Source organism: Clostridium pasteurianum BC1 (genome assembly GCF_000389635.1).
Lineage (GTDB): Bacteria > Bacillota > Clostridia > Clostridiales > Clostridiaceae > Clostridium_I > Clostridium_I pasteurianum_A.
The window spans coordinates 335,063-348,468 of record NC_021182.1 but is presented as its reverse complement, the minus strand read 5'-3'; the positions used below and the strand labels follow the sequence as shown (position 1 = coordinate 348,468).

The window sequence follows — 13,406 nt, the reverse complement described above, 5'->3', positions numbered from 1 at the left end:
TAAGAATAGATATCTCTTACTTTCCTGACATTTTTCTTCTTATACTTTCTCTATCAGGCTCAGTCTTATCTATGCTCCAGCAATTTTCCAAATATTCTCTGCCAGCTTTTGTCTGACTATTGTTATAAATTATTGCATCACGAAGTAACAGCCAGAATTCAAATATATTTAGTTGACCCAGCCTGTCAAAATCATATCCTGTATATTCAGAAACTATTTTTTCTTCTACAGTATTTACTTTATAATGCCCCTCATTATCTCCATCATCTTCTGGATAATAAGGGACTTTTAGTTTGGGGATTGCTTGTTAGTTAATACCCATTGAAGAAATCTAAGAACAATTGCTTTTAACTGGTCAAAATCAAGTTCATCATTAATCATTTCTTTTGATATTTCATATTTAGCTGTATTTTTATTTAAAATTATCCCTACAGCTTCTTCTAAGTCCTCCATGGCAGATTCATTTATTTCCCTTGTAAGATATAATATTTTTTTCATAGTTGAAAGACTTGGTGCTTCAAGTTGAAGCACCAAGTCTTTCATTTTTATATCAAAATATCTTTTAGTTACACTGCTAACATCAAACATTTTTATCCTCCATTATTATAAAATTATGCTACTGGAATATCTTCCTCATAAATAATCTTAGTTCCCTCATTATCCATAGGTGCAGCTGTAAATTCTGCATCCACAACAGTTTCTTTATCTTTTGCAAAAGCAAGAGAAAATCCAGCTTGATTATTACCAACAATTGTAACTCTTATATCTCCATCTGTAGCATCCTCATGTACGAATCTAATAACATATTTTTTACCATCCTGTTTTCCAATACCTCCTATTTTTATAGTCCTTTTTCCTGATGCTTCTGTAACTCTAGCAGTAGCACAAAGTTTAGCTAATGTTTTACCACACCATGTCATAACTCCACTTTTTAAAGTTACATCTTCATCTGTTAACATAGTTTTACTTGCAAGACCTAAATCATCTGTAGCTTCATAAAATTTAGGCTTATATTGCACTGTGGCCCCTTTTTGAATTAATCCTAGTAAATTAGCATCTACTTCAAGTGTTGCATTATCTGGAATTGTTCCATCTGTATATTCACTTATATAAAGTTTTCCACTGCCTAAAACAATTTTATCTCCTGCTGTTGACATCTAAATAACCTCCTAAAATTTTTCAATTAAATTAAAATCGTACATAGTCTCAAAGAAGGTATCTTCTGGTATCCATGTACGATTTTTTTTATATTCTATTGCTTTTTCATTTAATAAATTTTCTATTTTGGATTCCGAATCCCTATCTATTCTGCTTGAATAAAGTTCTATCCCTATGGATCTATCAGATATACAATTTTTATTGTCACCACCTGCAATATTGTCATTTGTAAGAAAAACTATATATGGTAGAGAAGGAGGTTTGATAAAAGCTGTTTCAGCTACTGGCAAACCAGTAGATTGAAGCCATGTTTTAACGTCCAGCATTTTCTATAGCCTCCTTTGCAAGTTCCTCCATACGTTTTTTTGCAAGTTCTTCTCCATATTTTATATGCGGAAATGCCCTAGTCCTTCCTCCTTGCCATAAAGCATGACCATTCTCCAAAAGATGTGTTAACCTATGCTGTCCACCAGCTACATACCATACATTAACTTTTTTATATCCATCTTCATATGCATTTTTAATTCTAAATGCTTTTACATATTTACCACTATGCTGGTTAAATGCTATATGCTTTTTTATCTCTTCATTGGTTTCCTTAGCTACTATATCAACTACTTTTTTAACTTCACCTGTAATCTCTCTAGTGTAATCTTCTAAACCCTTAAGGATTTCATCTGCCATTTGATCTATGTTTACTGTACTCATAGTATCACCTCAAACATTTCAAGCTGTCTTAATGTAAGCTCTTTACAAGGTGGATTTGTATCAAATTTATTTTGAATTAACTCAATATCATATTTACCTTGATTTTTAATTTCTAATGTATCGTGAGTATCTATTCCTGGTACTTGAGGAATACGAATAACCGCATTTGTTTGTACATTATTTGCCCTTGCAGCGTAATGTCTATTAAATCCTAATACTCTGTTTGAAAATCCTAAACCATTGTATTTAGGTGATTTATTTCCTTCTTCATCTTCTGTATAAATATCACATATACCATCAGAAAAACTGATAAATTCAATATTATCTGTTTTAATTTTCATGGAGTAGTTTCACCTCCTGAATTATCTACACTATTTGCTTGATATTCTATGTGCAAACTTACAAGTTCAGATTCAAAATTCTTTTCAAACATTTCAAGTGCCTGACTGTTAGCATACCTGACATAATCGAATAATAATTCCCTTGGTAAATCTTCTACAGTAAAATCAAGAGACGCGCCTGCAGTTTTCTGTAAACGCGCCATACCTCTATTTATAAAACCAGTCAAATTTTTATCTGTATTTTCATCCTGCCAGGTTATATGAAGATAGCTTTTTATATCAGATAATACTTGATCTGCTGTAGTTGCCATTATATCACCTCATTAAGCCATCGAAGTTACAGTTGCTTCACCTATTGCCTTAGCTTGATTACTTGCATCAACTTCAGCAATTACAATTCTATTACCTGTAGTAGCTGTAATTTCAGCTATACCATCCCAAGTAGTCCACCCAGTAGTTAATACCTGATTGAATACTGGTATTGTTAGATTTGCACCTGTCTTATATTTATAAGTATTACCATCTGTAAGAGAAGGAGAAACAGTTATTTTTGTTTTTCCTGATGTAGTACCAGCTTCTGATGTAACTGTTAATGATCTTAATGCATCTTCAATAATAACTTTAAGTGTTGCTGGTGTTAATTTAGATATATCAAGTAATATAAATGCATTATCATCTAGTGCTCTACCATTACCATATAACTTAGTAATATATACTCTTTCATCATCTAGAAATCTGAATTCATCAGAATACTCTATTTTCCCACCATTAGTACCAGCACCTATACCCATAAAATATTTACTAGCCAAACCAATTATAGCCTTACCTTCTTCTACTGCTGAAGACTGTTCAACTGTTGTTGGAAATGGGAATACATCACGCGTATATGTTCCATCTAATGCTCTTATGGTTGTAGCAGGCATAACTTTGGTAAAGTAATCTTTTGGGTTTACAACAAGTAAAACACTATTAACTGGTCTTGTTTTGCCATTTGGAGCTTGTGATAACATTCCTAGTAATGATCCATACGTCACTACTTCTAAATCTGTAATGACAAGGGGAGTTTTTTGTGGATATACTCCACCGGTTACCGTTACATTATCAGCCACGCTTCTATCCATACCAATAGGCTCATTATTACCAGTTCCAGTTATTATTGAAGTTTCAAGTGCTAAAGCTATAGCCTCTGATAATGTACTTCTTACATATGCATCTATCCATGAAGGGCCAGCTTCAAGCATATCCTTTGCAATAGGCATAAATGCTGAAAGTTTGCAAATAGTAAGATCTATTTTACCAATTGCTCCTTCAAGTTCTTTTGCAATAGCAGAATTAAGTGGCCCCCATGTTGCAAGTTGAGCCCCTTGCTTATTAAGTATTATCTTAGTCAAAATAGTAGTATTCGTGAAACTTATAGCATCCAGTAATGGATGTGCAGTCTTTATATCAGCAATTACGTTATCTATAACAGTTTCTGGAAAAGCTATATCTAAGTCCGTAAATGCCTGTCTTGGATTATTTGATTTCATTGCACCGATAATACTTTGATAGAATTTTGATTCATCTGCTGTTAATTGGTGTACACCTCTTTTGGCAAGAATAGTTTTATCTGCTGTCTGCTGATAAGCATTAAACTCATCCATTACATTTTGCTGAACAGATTCAGCAAAGCCTGAAAATGCTTGTGCTATTGCATTTTCATCATCACTCTTAAATGCCTGTACTAAGTTATCCTTTAATTGCTGTTGTATTAAGTCTTTTGATTTCATTACCATATTATTTTCCCTCCAAATTCTTTTTAAATGCTGCCATTAATTTTTCAGCATTGGTTTTTTGCTTAATTAGATTTTCTGGAACTTTGGTTTTATTTTTATGCTGTAAAATTTGTTCCTGTATAGATTGTTTAAATCTCTGTTGTGCTGCTACAATTACTGGATCTTCTTTACCTGCTATTTCATCAGCTAGACCATATTGAATACATTGTTCTGCATTAAGCCATGTCTGAGCATCAAGCAATTCAGTTAATTTTTCAGGAGTTAATTTATCTCCTGCCTTAGCAAGATAGCTTGAACAACTGGCACTATCTATTGTTTCAACATCATTAGCCGCCTTCCTAAGTTCCTCAGCATTACCCCATGCTCCCATAGAAGCGTGGTGTATCATCATTAATGTATTTGGTCCCATAATAACTTTATCTCCTGCCATAGCAATTACAGAAGCTATAGAACATGCAAAACCGTCCACATATACTGTCTTTTGTGCGGGATGTCTTTTAAGTTGATTGTAAATTGCAAGTCCTTCTTTAACCTCGCCACCATATGAATTGATATAAATATTAATATTTTGAATATCTATAGCAGCATCTAATTGACTTTTTATATAGTTTGCAGAAGTTTCACTTACAGTAGTTTCGCCTGTCCACCAGTTAGTACTATCTCCTTCTACATCATCATAGATATACAAATCCATAGCATTTGATTGTGCAGATTGTTTAATCAGCCATATTGGTTTTGCCACTGGTATCACCTCCCTTCAAATCTTGAATATCAGAATAATTTTTAGTCATCCAATGCTTTTTACTCCACCATGTATTAAGTGGTGCTTCACCACATTTAATTCTAAGTTCATCAATACTATAGCCTCCACTTGCAATAAGTTTGTCAAAGGCTTCAGCTATAGAGAATATATCTATATGCTTAATACATGTAGTATCTACTTTTAAATAAGATCCTTGTGAAAATGCCTGTTTTCCATATCTTTTTCGCGTTGTTTCTTCTCCTATCATAGAAACTATAGGATCTATACAAAATGTTAAAAAGTTATCTGTTACTTTTCCTATATCTGCTATATCACCTCTTAAAAGTGCAGGAGGTATTTTAAGCGCCTGTGCAACTCTTTCAAAAGCTTCTTTAGTTATATTAGATATATCTGTTATTTCACTTATACTTTTCTTACTGCCTTCACCATTTTGTTCATCATATTCAAATCCATTAGGTAAATGAAGTACTGAGTTCTCAGCTTCAAAATAGCTTTTAAACTTATTGTTAAATAAGTCATCAATTTTTTGTTGGAAATCTTTATCCCCTGAAGGAGCCTTATTTAGTCTTACAATTCCTTTTCTACCACCAGAACGTTTATATTTACCAATAGCCATATTTAAAAGATTGTTATATCCTTTTATCAAATTAGAAAGTAATTGTTTTATATCGGTATTACTAAGCTTAAAATATAAAACTTCATTCATATTAAAGGAACGATTAAAAGTCATTGTTCCTCTGCTTACATCTGTAAAATAATTTGGAACTAGCGCATATTCATTTTGATAAAAGTCATCAGCAATAATAAGCTGACCGTTTATATCGAGTACAAGGCATTCATTATAATACAGTAATTTTGATACAAGTTCTTGCAGAAATTGGCTTGAATTTTGATTTACATTAGGTTCAACATTCCACAAATAATATTCATCACCCTTAACTTCATTGCCTTTTAAATATGTTTTAAATTCACATTTGCTAATGGCACTAGCTACCAAGTTAATAGCCATACAAATAGCAAAATCTTCTATGGCAAGTTGAACCTCTTGTGTGGCTAGTGCTTGTTGATTAAGATATACTGTACTTTGGTCAACACCAAAGAAGTCCTTCACCCAATCTAGAAATTTCAATGTCTCACCACCTTTCATGTAAAGTAAAAAAGATATTTATTCAATCTCTTCTGGTATTACATCTGTTCCAAAAATGCAATAACTTGTCCCCAAATCATCTATTTTACTAATACAAGCTTCATCACTATTAATAATTATTTCTTTATCCTGATTCAAACTTTTTAATTTCTCAATTAACTGTTTTACTTTCATGTTGGATTCGCTCCTTAATATGTGTAAACTCCAAAATCAATAGTTTCTCCACTGTCCTCTAGTTCAACTCCACCAGCACACATTGCAGCTATAAAAGCCATAAATCCATCTGTTTTTCTTGACTTAGGTTCAATTTTTCCATAACTCATATTGTCATGTGCTTCAATCTTCTTACAAGTATTATTTGTATACCATCTCATTAACGGATTATCACCCCATACAATATTATGATTTACGAATAAACTATTTATTGTTGGAGCTATAAGCATCTGATTACTTGGTCTAGTAAGTTTTATATTATTTGCTCCCTGTTTATCTGTATCAAAACCAACTTCTCTTAATGCTCTTGCTAATAATGTATATCTATAGTTATCCATTCCTAAGGTAGTTATATTATATTTTTGTGCCTGTTCTGCAAGCCACATAGCAGGAATACTTGGTGCAACTTCTACATCATCAACAAAAGTTAATAGATTTCCTCCTTCTTCAGTTGACCATTCTTCTAGCGGAACTTTTATTCTTCCTAAGTCATTACATTTTTTACATACCCATGTGTGAGATATCCAATAATATTTCCCTTTATATTTAAAAAGTAGCCCCGCCACAACAAAGTCAGTAGTTTTAGCATAATCGATTCCAGCTAAGCAAGTACCTCCAGTTAAATCAGGTATTTCTTGATTAGTTGCTAAAATATTTTCCCAAGATGTAACCTCGGCATCTTTATTTCCTTTAGGAATATTCATTCTTTTTGTCATGAATGCTGAATTACTTATTGGATCTTCTTTGTAATCAATGTATTCTTTTTCTATTTCTCTAAAGAGTTCTTCATTATAGTGTAAAAACGGGTTAGCTTTATCCCACATTTGGGGATTATCTACTTCTTTTTCATCATCAAGCTTACAAATAAAGGGCAGTAAACCATTGTCACTACCCTGCTCATTTAATATTCTTTCAGATCTTGCTATTAATTTATCAAGTGGCCCATCTCTTACATCTCCATTAGTTGTTGTAATTGTGGTCCTGGGGTTTTTCTTCTTACCTAATCCAGTTTTAAAAACTTGAATAGATTTATAATCCTCATACTGGTGGTATTCATCAAAGTCTACTTTACCAGGTCTTCCACCATCTTTTGTTTTAGCATTAGAAGTCCTAAACATTAGCCTAGATTTTGTTTTAAGATTTATAATAACTTCTTTATTCCAGTAAAAATGCTTACTTAATTTGGCTTTATTTTCTTCCATTACATCATAAACATCTTCAAAAGAAGTTTTAGCCTGTTCCTCTGAATTAGCACAAATATCTATATAATATTTTTTCACTGTGTTATATTCAGATATCAAGCAAAAATCTTCAAAAGCTAGATACCCATTTTTACCTGAACCTCTACCAACTAAAATGAATAAATCAGGCCATCTTAAAATACCAGGTTTTGAATAAGTACAGTTATGCAGCGTAAAACAAAATACTTCCCATTCAACTAATTTAAATGGAAAGTATTTTTGTAAACTCAAATATTTATGAAGCAGTGTTTCATCAATGAATAAATTTTCTTTTTCAAAGCAATTCTCAATATAGTCGCATAATTGTAGTTGCTCTTTGCATACTTCAATTTTGCCACTACGAACCAAATCAATATAGTTTTGTATTTCAGGTATAAGTTTAGAGTTCGTCATCATCATCACTTATAACATTTTCTGTAGTTAATCCTAATTCTTTGAGAATTGCAAGTTTTTGCTTGTTATACATTATCGCATTTTTAACCGATGGATTCTCCTTATTAATTGGATACCCTGATGCTGACTTTGTTTTATACGAATGTCCACGAATCTTAATATCTTCTTGCATTGCTTTTTCTTGCTGAAAATACCAAACATAATCATCAACTAAACTTAGAAAATGATCTACATCTGCTCCTTTATTTTCGAGTTGCTTAATTAAAGATTCTTTAATTTTTTTTGCACTTGTCATAATTATTTATTCATCTCCTTTCGTATAATTTTTCCTCATACGCGTGAGATTTCTGTTTTGTCTCCCCTTATTACCCGTTCTTCCCATATCATGAAATTTTTCATTTTTTTGACCCGGGGGGTGTTACCATCTTTCTTTATTCAATTGTTTTTTCTTTCTTCTATACTTTAAAAACTTTTCAGGATGTTCTTCATTATGACATTCATTGCATAATGATATAAGGTTCTCCTTATCCACTGCAAGCTCTGGATGTTCTTTAATATGATTCTTATGATGTACACAATCAGCTGGACTAAATAACCCTTTAGCCTTGCACTTCTGACATTCATTATGATCTCTCTCTAATACATCAGCTCTTGTATGTAACCACAAGGAAGAATTATAAAAAGCTTTTATGTTATTATTCTTTAGAAGAGTACTTATCCATTGCACTAACTCCAAGCTATCCATATTACTCACACTTCATATTAACTTCTCTTTCCTTAAGCTTAGTGATCTTCTTATCATTATCTACTTTGTGAGGATCTTCTTTCCACTTAGTCTTCTCCTTATTATTTAACCAATACTTCTGTGCTGCTAAGTCTGGACCTTTATACTTCTTAACACTACTTATCTTAACTTCCTCTTTAGTTAAAACCGTCTGTTCATCATCTGCAAGTGTTTCTATCTTTACTTTAGTTGCAACATCTTCATAGTAAGAATATCCAGTACAGCATTTATATAAGGCTTGCTCAACTGCTTGGTTCTTTTTCTCCTTACCTTGTGCCATTGCTGCTTTTAATTCCTCATTTTGTGCTTTATATTTTCTGAAAGTAGAATAACCTATTCCTATCTTTTCAGCTATTTGTTTATCTGTAGAACCCTTCTCAACCATAGATTCTATAAGCTCTAGATTATCTTTTATTAAATCTTCATTCGATCTCATTTACTCCCTCCCAACACTTAGCACTTGCTCTATAACCTGTGCTCAATGTTAAAAAATAATTATTTTTTTATTTTAAATATAAAATATCCTTCAATCCATTGAAACTACTACCTTTACAGATATTTTTTTATTTCTTTGAGAATCGGTAATAACAGTGAGAATTACTTATATATTTTTTAAGACTCTTATATTAGTAATAATTTTTTATAAACCCTTTAAATAAGTACCATTTTATTTTTTACCTAAAATAGCATAAATAAAAAATCAGATATCCGAATCTGCTATCAGTGCCGCATTAATTTTCATCTTCTCTTTTATACCTAAATATCTTTTAGTTTCTTCTATTGATTGATGATTTAATGCAACTCTTACCTGTTCTAAATCCTTATCTGATTCTTCATAAATTTTAGTAGCGTATGTTTTTCTTAAACTATGGCCAGAAATATTTTTAAGGCCAATGCTTTTACCTACTTCTGTAAGTATGGCACTAAAGGACTTTTGACTTATATGTTCATTTCCATTTCCTTTACAGGATTTAAAAGCAAATTCTGATCTCTTTTTATTTTTACAGTATTGCCTTAAATATTTCTCTAAATTTCTTCCAATAGGAGCTTCTCTTGGAGCAGGTTTCTTTTTACCTGGATTCTTTGCAAGATTGGATTTCCACTGTTCATATTGCTTGCTTTCCTGAATAACAAAACATTGATTATCTAACGCATCCTTTATTTGCCCTATAGTAAGACCTACAAGATCTCCTAACCTGTAGCCTATTGTCCTACCTAATATAAAAAGCATTAGATTCCTTTCTTTGTTTTTCTCACTGCATTCAGCTAATTTTTCTTTAAACTTCTCGTATTTTTGCTGTGGAATAGGACTTGATGTTCCTTTTTCCCATTCTCTAATCCTTTCTTCCATTACCTCACCTGCTTTATTGCTCCCTTATGTCTTCTATAGGTAGAATGAGACATTAATTCTTTTATATCAGATTCATTTAAATCTCTATATTTCTTTTTATCTCTAACTTTCATAAGTTTATTATAATTACCAACATCATTTTCTCTTAGAATATCTCCTATCCTCATAAATTCACTCTCCTTAAAAATGCATTAAAAAGAGCTGTTATATTATTGCTAATATAACAGCTCTTAATTTCTATATAAATCTATTTTCATTTACAAGCCTTCTTGGTGTGTCCCATGTAACCACAGGAGCAACTTCTTTATTTATTACTATATCTCCGTTCATGTTGGTTTTATAAATTGACCTGTTTTTCTTTATAAAGGCACTATCACTAATATATCTATTAGCCTCATAACTCACAGCTTTTAAAACTTCCCGCCTCTGAATTACTGCAACATCATGCTGCTGCTTTAAATCTTTAAAATTCCTTTGAATGCACTTTATAACAGCATCCTTTTTAGAATTTAATCTTCTTGCAATTTCCGGAGCATTTAGTCCTTCTAAATATAAATTTTTAACCTGTTCCCTATTTAACAAATAAATCAACTCCTAAAAAAGTGTATAGTTCACCCAAACCATTAAAGTGGACATTTTTTATTTCTCCTAAAATTAAAATGAGGAATATACTTCTTTATTTGTGTTTATTACTTATTTATGTAACTATCTTACCATTATTTGCGTGACAATTGTAAGAAATTTTCGGGAAATTTTCTGACGAAAAAGTACCAAAAACATGACACTTTTAGAACAAAATTAATACATAAATTTATTTGACATTATTTGCATTGCTTTATTTATGCTGTAATTTATTTGCCTTTGAGTTCTATCAAGTTCTACAGCTACTTCTTTTTTCCCTTTACCTTCAAGATAAATAAGTTTAATTATTTTATATTCTTTATTAGGTAATATTTTTATTATGTTCTCTATTTTCTTATTTTCCAGTTCCATCTTCTTTATTTCAATATCTAAATTCTTTATACAATCATCATTATTATCTAAACCACTTATACGTAAGCTTTCTATTTCTATATTTTTATTTTCTATATTACAAATTCTTTCTCTATATAAAATAAGATTTTCTTTAATATTTTTCATCAATATCACCTATCCTTTATGTTATAATTAGAATAGATGTAATTAGAGAAGGATACTTGCAAGGTTAATTCTCTAATTAAGGGAAAGGTGTTTACAATAAACACCTTTTTTATTATCACTCAAATAATTATACTAGCTAAAATGGCACGTCCCCATCATCTACAGGAGTTATTCCAGCTGCTTCATATTCAGCATTATGATTACTACCTTCATTCTTTTTTCCCCATTCAAGAAATTGTATTTCATCAGCAACTACTTCAGTTATATATTTCTTACTGCCATCTTTAGCATCATAGGATCTAGTTTGTATTCTTCCACTAATGCCTACAAGCTTGCCTTTACTCATATAATTAGCTGTGGATTCAGCTTGCTTTCCCCATATTACTATAGGAATAAAATCAGCTTCCCTTACTCCTTCTTTATTAGGTACTCGTCTATCCACTGCTATAGCAAATGTTGCAACTGCATACCCAGTACCAGGAGTAAACTTAAGCTCTGGATCTTTTGTTAATCTTCCTATCAAAACTACCCTATTCATCTTATCCTCCTCAAATTTGTCCTAATTTTCTTCCCATAGATCTCTCCATAGCATCTATTTGTGACATTGTAACTTTAGACTCTAAACGTTTCTTTCTATGTTTGCGTTTTTGCAGTATCTTATAAGTAATTACTGCTATTTCTTTATTAGTCATAAATTCATCACCTTTCATCAATATCTAAATAAACATTTTTAAATTGATTATGAGCTACCACAAACTAAATTATCTTAAAGTTTCTTCTTTTTGTTTTAGCTTCAAGATCTGAATAGTAATTTGACATTCTAAATTTATCACATTTGAATTTAACTATATTCCTACTTAAATTTTCGTTATCCATTCCGTAGTAGTAGCATTCATCACAATTAAAGCAACTATCTTCTTTAATTTCTTTACATTCTTCAGTAGTTAAAAATGGATAAATTTCAACACTGTATTTACATTTACAGCAACAACATCTATCACATATAGTTGCATCATATATTTCTTGTTTTTTTATAGCTTTTTCAATAGGTTTTAAAAATGAAAGCTGCTCAATCTTCAATTTATCACCTTCAAATTTTTGAATTATTTTTTATTCTGTTCTAAAAACTTTAAATTCTTCACCTATAAAAAATTGTGTTGAAACATCTATTACCGGTTTTACTTCTAAATCAAATCCCTGCTGCTTTAAAGCATCTTTTATAATCCTGGCAATCTCATTATCTCTAATAGTAAATTCTGATATTTGAGTTTTTATTGTTCCTATCTTAGCTTCCATAATATCCTCCTTTGGTATTTCGTTAAATTCTTGAATGGCGAAACAAAAACACCGTAGAATTCTTGAATAATACGGTGTTTTATGAAATATTTAATTTTCACTATTAATAAATATTATATATAAATAAAATTTTACTTTTGTAAATCAATTAAGATTCCTTAATACAATTTTTAATAATACTTTCAACATGAATTTTTGTAGTATTAAGGAATGGTATACCAAATTCATCTTTTGTAAGAATTAATGGCAACTCTGTACAACCAAGAATTAATCCCTCTATTGAATCTTCATCAATCATCCTTTTAACAATATTAAGTAATCCATTACGTGTTTCATCAAGAAACTTTCCAAATTCAATTTCAGTCATTAGTTTATGATGAATATAATCCTGTTCTTCTTCTTTTGGAACGATAATTTTTATATTACTTTTGTCAAATACTTTCTTAAAAAAATTGCTCTCCATTGTAAATTTAGTCCCAATTAGGCCAATCTTTTTTATTCCTAACGCCTCAGCATTTTTACATGTTTCCTCAACAATACTTATTAATGGAATAGGAGATAACTCCTTAATTCTTTCAAATACTATATGTGGTGTATTTGATGAAATGAATCCAAAATCTGCACCTGCTTTATAGAGTATCTCGACACCTTTAATTAAGCAATTTACAAGGTTGTCCCATTGTTTATTCTCAACAAAACTTAAAAGAATATTCATATCCATGCTATTAATCAATATTTCAGGGTAGCTACCATCCTTTACTTCATTACGATATTTTTCAATAATTAGGCGATAATAATCTAAAGTTGATTCGGGTCCAAGACCACCAATCATTCCTATTTTCTTCATCCATTAACTCTCCTTATATTTAATTTCGGCTATACCACTACCTATAAATTAAGTATTTATTATCTATAATAACTGCTAGATAATATCTTATACTTTTAGCTTAATTCATATAGAAATTATACCATAATATTCTATATCGTCCATTATTACCGATAAAATATATTAGAAGTTTATTCTATAAACACCGCATTATTCAATTATCAAAGTACAATTTTATCTACCCATCTAGTTCGACCTATATTCAAATTT

At 30.9% G+C, this 13,406-nt stretch carries 23 protein-coding genes; all 23 read right to left on the bottom strand.

Going from position 1 to position 13,406, the window contains the following annotated elements:
• Positions 1-288: 288 nt before the first annotated feature.
• A complete protein-coding gene (locus CLOPA_RS01670; RefSeq protein ID WP_015613736.1) occupies positions 289-588 on the bottom strand; it encodes a hypothetical protein in 300 nt (99 codons plus the stop codon).
• Positions 589-611: 23 nt separating this feature from the next.
• Positions 612-1,157, bottom strand: a complete 546-nt coding sequence (locus tag CLOPA_RS01665) for a hypothetical protein (protein ID WP_015613735.1) — start codon at positions 1,155-1,157, stop codon at positions 612-614.
• Between the two features lie 12 nt (positions 1,158-1,169).
• Positions 1,170-1,484, bottom strand: a complete 315-nt coding sequence (locus CLOPA_RS01660; RefSeq protein ID WP_015613734.1) for a hypothetical protein — start codon at positions 1,482-1,484, stop codon at positions 1,170-1,172.
• Entirely contained in the window at positions 1,471-1,866 is a 396-nt protein-coding gene (locus tag CLOPA_RS01655; RefSeq protein WP_015613733.1) for a hypothetical protein, read from the bottom strand. Before CLOPA_RS01655 ends, CLOPA_RS01660 begins: the two co-directional genes overlap by 14 nt.
• The gene (locus CLOPA_RS01650) at positions 1,863-2,207 is read right to left on the bottom strand and encodes a hypothetical protein (RefSeq protein WP_015613732.1); all 345 of its coding nucleotides are present in this window, start codon (positions 2,205-2,207) and stop codon (positions 1,863-1,865) included. The genes CLOPA_RS01655 and CLOPA_RS01650 overlap by 4 nt, the downstream gene beginning before the upstream one ends.
• Positions 2,204-2,518, bottom strand: a complete 315-nt coding sequence (locus tag CLOPA_RS01645) for a hypothetical protein (protein ID WP_015613731.1) — start codon at positions 2,516-2,518, stop codon at positions 2,204-2,206. Before CLOPA_RS01645 ends, CLOPA_RS01650 begins: the two co-directional genes overlap by 4 nt.
• 12 nt (positions 2,519-2,530) lie before the next feature.
• Entirely contained in the window at positions 2,531-3,982 is a 1,452-nt protein-coding gene (locus CLOPA_RS01640) for a phage major capsid protein (RefSeq protein WP_015613730.1), read from the bottom strand.
• A 1-nt stretch (position 3,983) separates the two neighbouring features.
• Entirely contained in the window at positions 3,984-4,724 is a 741-nt protein-coding gene (locus tag CLOPA_RS01635) for a head maturation protease, ClpP-related (protein WP_015613729.1), read from the bottom strand.
• Positions 4,699-5,874 (bottom strand): phage portal protein, encoded by a 1,176-nt coding sequence (locus tag CLOPA_RS01630; RefSeq protein ID WP_015613728.1) that lies wholly within the window; start codon positions 5,872-5,874, stop codon positions 4,699-4,701. Before CLOPA_RS01630 ends, CLOPA_RS01635 begins: the two co-directional genes overlap by 26 nt.
• Before the next feature lie 36 nt (positions 5,875-5,910).
• The gene (locus tag CLOPA_RS24690; protein ID WP_015613727.1) at positions 5,911-6,066 is read right to left on the bottom strand and encodes a hypothetical protein; all 156 of its coding nucleotides are present in this window, start codon (positions 6,064-6,066) and stop codon (positions 5,911-5,913) included.
• 14 nt (positions 6,067-6,080) lie between these two features.
• Positions 6,081-7,739, bottom strand: a complete 1,659-nt coding sequence (locus CLOPA_RS01625; RefSeq protein ID WP_015613726.1) for a terminase TerL endonuclease subunit — start codon at positions 7,737-7,739, stop codon at positions 6,081-6,083.
• A complete protein-coding gene (locus CLOPA_RS01620; protein WP_015613725.1) occupies positions 7,726-8,034 on the bottom strand; it encodes a P27 family phage terminase small subunit in 309 nt (102 codons plus the stop codon). Before CLOPA_RS01620 ends, CLOPA_RS01625 begins: the two co-directional genes overlap by 14 nt.
• 123 nt (positions 8,035-8,157) lie before the next feature.
• The gene (locus CLOPA_RS01615) at positions 8,158-8,484 is read right to left on the bottom strand and encodes an HNH endonuclease (RefSeq protein ID WP_015613724.1); all 327 of its coding nucleotides are present in this window, start codon (positions 8,482-8,484) and stop codon (positions 8,158-8,160) included.
• 1 nt (position 8,485) lies between these two features.
• A complete protein-coding gene (locus CLOPA_RS01610; RefSeq protein ID WP_015613723.1) occupies positions 8,486-8,959 on the bottom strand; it encodes a hypothetical protein in 474 nt (157 codons plus the stop codon).
• Positions 8,960-9,223: 264 nt separating this feature from the next.
• Positions 9,224-9,874 carry a tyrosine-type recombinase/integrase gene (locus tag CLOPA_RS01605; protein ID WP_015613722.1) on the bottom strand — a complete coding sequence of 217 codons (651 nt, stop codon included), beginning with the start codon at positions 9,872-9,874 and terminating at the stop codon, positions 9,224-9,226.
• Positions 9,874-10,041 (bottom strand): hypothetical protein, encoded by a 168-nt coding sequence (locus tag CLOPA_RS25490; RefSeq protein WP_015613721.1) that lies wholly within the window; start codon positions 10,039-10,041, stop codon positions 9,874-9,876. The genes CLOPA_RS01605 and CLOPA_RS25490 overlap by 1 nt, the downstream gene beginning before the upstream one ends.
• Positions 10,042-10,111: 70 nt before the next feature.
• Positions 10,112-10,456: a hypothetical protein gene (locus tag CLOPA_RS01600; protein ID WP_015613720.1), complete on the bottom strand. Its 345-nt coding sequence runs from the start codon at positions 10,454-10,456 to the stop codon at positions 10,112-10,114.
• Positions 10,457-10,672: 216 nt separating this feature from the next.
• Complete coding sequence (locus CLOPA_RS01595; protein ID WP_015613719.1) at positions 10,673-11,014, bottom strand: DNA-directed RNA polymerase sigma-70 factor; 342 nt, start codon at positions 11,012-11,014, stop codon at positions 10,673-10,675.
• A gap of 136 nt (positions 11,015-11,150) precedes the next feature.
• Positions 11,151-11,552: a single-stranded DNA-binding protein gene (locus CLOPA_RS01590; protein ID WP_015613718.1), complete on the bottom strand. Its 402-nt coding sequence runs from the start codon at positions 11,550-11,552 to the stop codon at positions 11,151-11,153.
• A 10-nt stretch (positions 11,553-11,562) separates the two neighbouring features.
• The gene (locus tag CLOPA_RS24685) at positions 11,563-11,706 is read right to left on the bottom strand and encodes a hypothetical protein (protein ID WP_015613717.1); all 144 of its coding nucleotides are present in this window, start codon (positions 11,704-11,706) and stop codon (positions 11,563-11,565) included.
• A 64-nt stretch (positions 11,707-11,770) separates the two neighbouring features.
• On the bottom strand, positions 11,771-12,094 hold the full coding sequence (locus CLOPA_RS01585; protein ID WP_015613716.1) for a hypothetical protein: 324 nt from the start codon (positions 12,092-12,094) through the stop codon (positions 11,771-11,773).
• A gap of 30 nt (positions 12,095-12,124) precedes the next feature.
• Positions 12,125-12,310: a hypothetical protein gene (locus tag CLOPA_RS01580; protein WP_015613715.1), complete on the bottom strand. Its 186-nt coding sequence runs from the start codon at positions 12,308-12,310 to the stop codon at positions 12,125-12,127.
• Between the two features lie 148 nt (positions 12,311-12,458).
• Positions 12,459-13,157, bottom strand: coding sequence for an aspartate/glutamate racemase family protein (locus CLOPA_RS01575; RefSeq protein ID WP_015613714.1), 699 nt, complete (start codon positions 13,155-13,157; stop codon positions 12,459-12,461).
• Positions 13,158-13,406: the final 249 nt, after the last annotated feature.

What these genes read in the sequence shown, in the direction of transcription:
- CLOPA_RS01670 (WP_015613736.1), bottom strand. Translation starts at nt 588, where the DNA reads ATGTTTGATGTTAGCAGTGTAACTAAAAGATATTTTGATATAAAAATG.
- CLOPA_RS01665 (WP_015613735.1), bottom strand. Translation starts at nt 1,157, where the DNA reads ATGTCAACAGCAGGAGATAAAATTGTTTTAGGCAGTGGAAAACTTTAT.
- CLOPA_RS01660 (WP_015613734.1), bottom strand. Translation starts at nt 1,484, where the DNA reads ATGCTGGACGTTAAAACATGGCTTCAATCTACTGGTTTGCCAGTAGCT.
- CLOPA_RS01655 (WP_015613733.1), bottom strand. Translation starts at nt 1,866, where the DNA reads ATGAGTACAGTAAACATAGATCAAATGGCAGATGAAATCCTTAAGGGT.
- CLOPA_RS01650 (WP_015613732.1), bottom strand. Translation starts at nt 2,207, where the DNA reads ATGAAAATTAAAACAGATAATATTGAATTTATCAGTTTTTCTGATGGT.
- CLOPA_RS01645 (WP_015613731.1), bottom strand. Translation starts at nt 2,518, where the DNA reads ATGGCAACTACAGCAGATCAAGTATTATCTGATATAAAAAGCTATCTT.
- CLOPA_RS01640 (WP_015613730.1), bottom strand. Translation starts at nt 3,982, where the DNA reads ATGGTAATGAAATCAAAAGACTTAATACAACAGCAATTAAAGGATAAC.
- CLOPA_RS24690 (WP_015613727.1), bottom strand. Translation starts at nt 6,066, where the DNA reads ATGAAAGTAAAACAGTTAATTGAGAAATTAAAAAGTTTGAATCAGGAT.
- CLOPA_RS01625 (WP_015613726.1), bottom strand. Translation starts at nt 7,739, where the DNA reads ATGACGAACTCTAAACTTATACCTGAAATACAAAACTATATTGATTTG.
- CLOPA_RS01620 (WP_015613725.1), bottom strand. Translation starts at nt 8,034, where the DNA reads ATGACAAGTGCAAAAAAAATTAAAGAATCTTTAATTAAGCAACTCGAA.
- CLOPA_RS01615 (WP_015613724.1), bottom strand. Translation starts at nt 8,484, where the DNA reads ATGGATAGCTTGGAGTTAGTGCAATGGATAAGTACTCTTCTAAAGAAT.
- CLOPA_RS01610 (WP_015613723.1), bottom strand. Translation starts at nt 8,959, where the DNA reads ATGAGATCGAATGAAGATTTAATAAAAGATAATCTAGAGCTTATAGAA.
- CLOPA_RS01605 (WP_015613722.1), bottom strand. Translation starts at nt 9,874, where the DNA reads ATGGAAGAAAGGATTAGAGAATGGGAAAAAGGAACATCAAGTCCTATT.
- CLOPA_RS25490 (WP_015613721.1), bottom strand. Translation starts at nt 10,041, where the DNA reads ATGAGGATAGGAGATATTCTAAGAGAAAATGATGTTGGTAATTATAAT.
- CLOPA_RS01595 (WP_015613719.1), bottom strand. Translation starts at nt 11,014, where the DNA reads ATGAAAAATATTAAAGAAAATCTTATTTTATATAGAGAAAGAATTTGT.
- CLOPA_RS01590 (WP_015613718.1), bottom strand. Translation starts at nt 11,552, where the DNA reads ATGAATAGGGTAGTTTTGATAGGAAGATTAACAAAAGATCCAGAGCTT.
- CLOPA_RS24685 (WP_015613717.1), bottom strand. Translation starts at nt 11,706, where the DNA reads ATGACTAATAAAGAAATAGCAGTAATTACTTATAAGATACTGCAAAAA.
- CLOPA_RS01580 (WP_015613715.1), bottom strand. Translation starts at nt 12,310, where the DNA reads ATGGAAGCTAAGATAGGAACAATAAAAACTCAAATATCAGAATTTACT.
- CLOPA_RS01575 (WP_015613714.1), bottom strand. Translation starts at nt 13,157, where the DNA reads ATGAAGAAAATAGGAATGATTGGTGGTCTTGGACCCGAATCAACTTTA.